Below are 4,800 nucleotides of genomic sequence, written 5' to 3' on the forward strand. Positions count from 1 at the left end.
ACCGCCCGCCACCACGATCTTCGCCGACGTGGTGGAACGGGCGGCACCGCCGCTAGAGCTTGCGAAGTCCACTGAGCACCCTTTCGAGCAGTGTCACGTCTGGCTGTCCGCCGGCGGACTCGTCGCCGCCGGGCTGGTGGATGGCGACAAGTCCGGCCTCGGCCAGGTCGGCTACGAGGATCCGGGCAACGCCGAGGGGGATGGTGAGGAGTGCCGAGATCTCGGCGACCGACTTGATCTCGCGGCACAGGTGGCAGATCCGCTGGTGCTCGGGCAACTGCCCTTGCAGCCTTGAGGGTTCCGCCGTGGTGTGCACCAGCGCCTCGATGGCGAGCTGGTAGCGCGGCCGGGTGCGGCCGCCGGTCATGGCGTACGGGCGCACAAGGGGATTGTGCGCGCCGCCCGCAGGTGTTGGCTGGGGGGTCTGCCTCGGCTGCACCGGTTCGATCCGGGGCTGCGGCGGCTGGTCGTACGGGCTCGGCTGACGGTTCGGCTGCTGGTAGGGCCCCTGGTACTGGCCGCCCTGTCCCTGACCTTGTCTGCTGGGCGTGGAGGGGAAGTTGAAGCGGTTCTGGCCGTGCTCACCCGGAGACTGCTGTCCACCGCTGTAGGGGTGCCCGCCTGGGGGTGTTGTCACGTTTCCTCCTCCGACTACCGGTGCCCGTCCCATTGGGGCCGCGCCACCGCACCTTATGGGGCGGTGGCGAGAAACGCACGGCCTGTCTGCTGATTGAGAACTGATCGGTAACTAGTTAAGAAGGCTTCCCTGGAGTTCCGCGCGCAGGTCGGGAGTCAGCACACTCCCGGCACGGTCCACGAGCAGGGCCATCTCGTAACCCACCAGGCCGATGTCGGCCTCGGGGTGTGCGAGAACGGCGAGGGAGGAACCGTCGGAGACCGACATGATGAAGAGGAAGCCGCGCTCCATCTCCACCACCGTCTGGTTGACGGCACCGCCTTCGAAGATCCGGGAGGCGCCCGCGGTGAGGGACGTCAGACCGGAGGCCACGGCCGCCAGCTGATCGGCCCGGTCCCGGGGGAAGCCTTCGGACATCGCCAGCAGGAGTCCGTCGGCGGAGACCACCACCGTGTGGGACACCCCGGGGGTGTTGTCCACGAAGTTGGTGATCAACCAGTTCAGATTCTGCGCCGCCTGGCTCATCGGGCTCACACTAACGCTCCTGGTTGTAGGTGTTACTTGTGTCCGACCCCGCGTTACGGCCCTGCTGGACGCCGCGGCGCAGGTTGCTCAACCTGCCGCGCACGTCCTCCGGAGCGCGGGAGACCTGTGGGCCGCCCTGCGGGGTCTGCTCGGCCGCGCCCTCGACCAGATTGGCCTTGGGCACCCGCCTGGGGAGACCGGAGGGGGTGACCCCGCCGGCCTTGGGCTCACGGAGCTTCTCGGCCCGCGTCCAGCGCTCGTCGTTGGTCGAGCGCCAGTCGCCTGCCGGTTCCGGCGTCGCGGTCTGCTCCTGCTCGGACTCGGCCGGCCAGCTCTGCTGGCCGCCGCGCCGTGGCAGACCGGCGTCGGTCATCGCGTGGGCGGTGGTCGGGGTGGGGCCCGGACGGTCGAAGCCTACGCGGTCCGCGGGGCCCTCGGGAACGCCCCGGGCCTCCTCGGCGGATTCCGCTTCCGGCCGGAAGGGGTCCGCGTACGGTTCCTGGTAGGCATTCTCCTGCTGCCAATCGCCTTGCGGCGCCTGGGCGGCGTACGGGGCCTCGTAAGGGCCCTGGTCGGCCGTGGAGTCCCCGTAGGAGCCTTCCGCATAGCCGGACTCCGGGTAGCCGTTACGGGGCGCGTAGGAGTCCTGTGCGTAGGCACCGGTGTGCTCGGGGGCGTACTGCTGACCCTGGTACGAGCCGTCGTAGCCGTTGGCCTGCTGAGGCTCGTAGGAGCCTTCGTAGGACTGCTCCTGCGTCGCGTACTGCTGCGGGCTCTCGTACGAGCCGTCGTACGCCGGGCTCTCCTGCGCGTCCAACTCGTCCCGGAACAGCGGGCGTTCGCCGCCCTGCGCCTGGGCCTCCAGGGCCGCTCGGCGCTCCTCGCGCATCAGCGACCGGTTGACCGGGTCGAGTTCGCGGGGGTCGGACTGCTCGGCACTCTCGTACCGCGAGTCGTCGAAGCCGAGCTCGGCCGCCGTCCGCATCGGCGCGGGGGCCGACTCGTACGACTGCTGCTGGTGCTGCTCGGGGATGATCGAGGAGACCGTGAAGTCGTCGCTCAGCGGGTTGCTCTCGCCGCCGCCACCATGGGTGATCGGGTCCGGGAGCATGACCAGGGACGTGGTGCCGGCCTGCTCGCCCGAGGGGCGCAGCTGGACGCGGATGCCGTGCCGGTCGGAAAGCCGGCCGACCACGAACAGGCCCATGCGCTGCGAGACGGCCGCGTCGACGGTCGGCGGGTTGGCCAGGCGGTGGTTGATGTCCGCGAAGTCCTCGGCGGTCAGGCCGATGCCCTTGTCGTGGATCTCGACCATCACACGGCCGTCGGGAAGGCGGGTCGCGGTGACGCGGACCTTGGTCTGCGGCGAGGAGAACGTGGTCGCGTTCTCCAGGAGCTCGGCGAGCAGGTGCACGAGGTCGGTCACGGCCCGGCCGTGGATCTCGGCCTCCGGCACGCCGGACAGCTCGATGCGCTCGTACGACTCCACCTCGGAGGAAGCTGCGCGCAGCACGTCGACCAGCGGGACCGGCTGGTCCCAGCGGCGGCCCGGCTCCTCGCCGGCGAGGACCAGGAGGTTCTCGCCGTTGCGGCGCATACGGGTCGCCAGGTGGTCCAGCTTGAACAGGCTCTCCAGCTGGTCCGGGTCGGCCTCGTTGTTCTCCAGGTCGGTGATGAGGGTCAGCTGGCCCTCGATCAGGGACTGGTTGCGGCGCGAGAGGTTGGTGAAGATCGCGTTGACGTTGCCCCGCAGCAGGGCCTGCTCGGCGGCGAGCCGGACGGCCTCGCGGTGCACCTGGTCGAAGGCGCGGGCGACCTCGCCGATCTCGTCCGTGGAGTCGATCGGGATCGCCTCGACCCGGGTGTCGACCCGGCCGGGTTCGGTGCGCGAGAGCTGGTCGACGAGCATCGGCAGGCGCTGCTCGGCCACGTCGAAGGCGGCGTTGCGCAGCCGGCGCATCGAGCGGCTCATCTGGCGGGCCACCATGCCGGCCAGGATGAACGCGGCGAGCAGGGAGACCACGACGATCGCGCCGTTGATGTACGCGGTGGTCTTGGCGTCGTCGGCGATCTGGCCGGCCTCGGTCACGGCCCGGGTGACCAGGTCGTCCTCGACCTCGCTGTAGCCGTCGAACTTCGAGGTGGAGGCGGCCATCCAGGACTCGGGCGTGATGCCCTGGGCCTTGAGCTGCTTGACGTTCTCACCCGCGCCGATCGCGGCGGCCATTCCGTTGTAGATCGAGCCGTCGGCCGCCGGGGCCGCGCCGATGTGCGGGCCGTTGTCGGCCTGCAGCTTGCCGCCGGGGAACTCCTGGGCGACCTTCGCGGCCTTGGTCGTCATCACGTCTTTGAGGTGCTGGCTGTCGGCGTCCGTACCACCGGCGTCGAACTCGCCGAGGGCGATGAACTCCAGGTAGTTGTACGAGTTGAACGCCTTGACCTGCATCTGGAAGGTCTTGACGTCGTCGCTCGGCCGCAGCAGCAGGTGCAGGCCGATGGAACGCTGGAGCGACTCCGCCGACTTGGCGAGGTCGACCGCGTACACCATGCGGCCGTAGCTGGTGATGTTGCCGGTGCCCAGACCGAGCTCGTTGGAGAACGTGCTCAGGTAGTGGGGGATCGCGGTGTAGCCCTCTTCGGTCAGCACCGGGTTCTTGGCCTCGACGCCCTTGGCGTACGCGGTCTTGCGCAGGTCTTCGAGGGTCTTCTCGGCGTCGCGGACCTTGGCCAGGCGGCGCTTGAGGCTCGGGGTGTCCGGCATGCCCTTGACGGCGTCGTCGAACTTGGCGCGGGCGGCGTCGGAGGTCGCGTACGCCTTGCTGACGATGTCGCTGTCGCGCTTGTTCTCGAGGAGGGGCTGAGCGGTGAGGTCACGCTCGTTGAGCAGCGCCTGCCCGTAGTCGGAGGCGGCGCGCACGATGTTCGCGACCTTCTCGGCGTTGCGGGCGTCGCGCCAGGTGGCTATCGACCCGTTCACCTCGAAGCCGCCCATGACGAGGCCGACCAGCACGGGGATGAGGAGGATCGCGTTCAGCCTGGTCGCCACGCGCCAGTTGCGCGGCGAGAAGCGGCTGCTGCTGCCCGCGGCGTCCTTGCCGGGATCCGGGGCAGAGGTCTCGGGCGCGGGCTGTGACACCGCCGTGCGCTGCGGCGGGGTGAAGTTGCCCCGCGCCTGCTGCGTCGCGGAGCTCGTCCTGCTTCGCTTCACTCGACCAACAACCTCTCGGAGCCGGCACCCATGGGGCGTGCCGCAGTGTGTTTCAGAGCCGTACTTCTCGGGGCCGTACTACTCGGGAGTTCGTCGAATTCCAGCACGTGGGACGGCCGCCATCCAAACGTCTGGAATCTCCGGTTCCGAGTGGCCAAAGCCTCAGATAAAACGGGCATAAAGAGCGAGCCCCGCCAAATGACGGGGCCGTTGTGAGCGCAGCGACACCGGATGAACGCGGCGGGTTGCGGTGACACGAGAATTCTCTGTCGAAACGTTATGAACACAGGGGCGGATCGTGTCAAAGGACACAGTCCGCCCCCGTTTCGCCTACGACAACTGCCGTATGCGACTGCCTACTTGAGACGGGCCATGAGGGCGTGTTCCACGAGGGTGATGAGGGCGCTCTTGGCGTCTGCCCGGTGGCGGG

The 4,800-nt window shown here is 69.1% G+C and carries 3 protein-coding genes and 2 pseudogenes; all 5 read right to left on the reverse strand.

Translation table 11 applies throughout. The features are described from left to right. Nucleotides 1–72 (reverse strand): annotated as a pseudogene (locus ABD346_RS38325) (ATP-binding protein); the annotation flags it as partial. After that, a complete protein-coding gene (locus ABD346_RS38330) occupies nt 53–637 on the reverse strand; it encodes a DUF742 domain-containing protein (RefSeq protein WP_344380941.1) in 585 nt (194 codons plus the stop codon). The gene ABD346_RS38330 and the pseudogene ABD346_RS38325, both read right to left, overlap by 20 nt. 111 nt (nt 638–748) lie before the next feature. Further along, entirely contained in the window at nt 749–1,162 is a 414-nt protein-coding gene (locus tag ABD346_RS38335; protein WP_053725133.1) for a roadblock/LC7 domain-containing protein, read from the reverse strand. A gap of 10 nt (nt 1,163–1,172) precedes the next feature. Continuing rightward, nucleotides 1,173–4,370: a sensor histidine kinase gene (locus ABD346_RS38340; RefSeq protein ID WP_344380942.1), complete on the reverse strand. Its 3,198-nt coding sequence runs from the start codon at nt 4,368–4,370 to the stop codon at nt 1,173–1,175. A 356-nt stretch (nt 4,371–4,726) separates the two neighbouring features. Then, nucleotides 4,727–4,800, reverse strand: a pseudogene (locus ABD346_RS38345) (ATP-binding protein); the annotation flags it as partial.

Origin of the sequence: Streptomyces mauvecolor, assembly GCF_039532965.1 — a bacterium.
GTDB lineage: Bacteria > Actinomycetota > Actinomycetes > Streptomycetales > Streptomycetaceae > Streptomyces > Streptomyces violascens.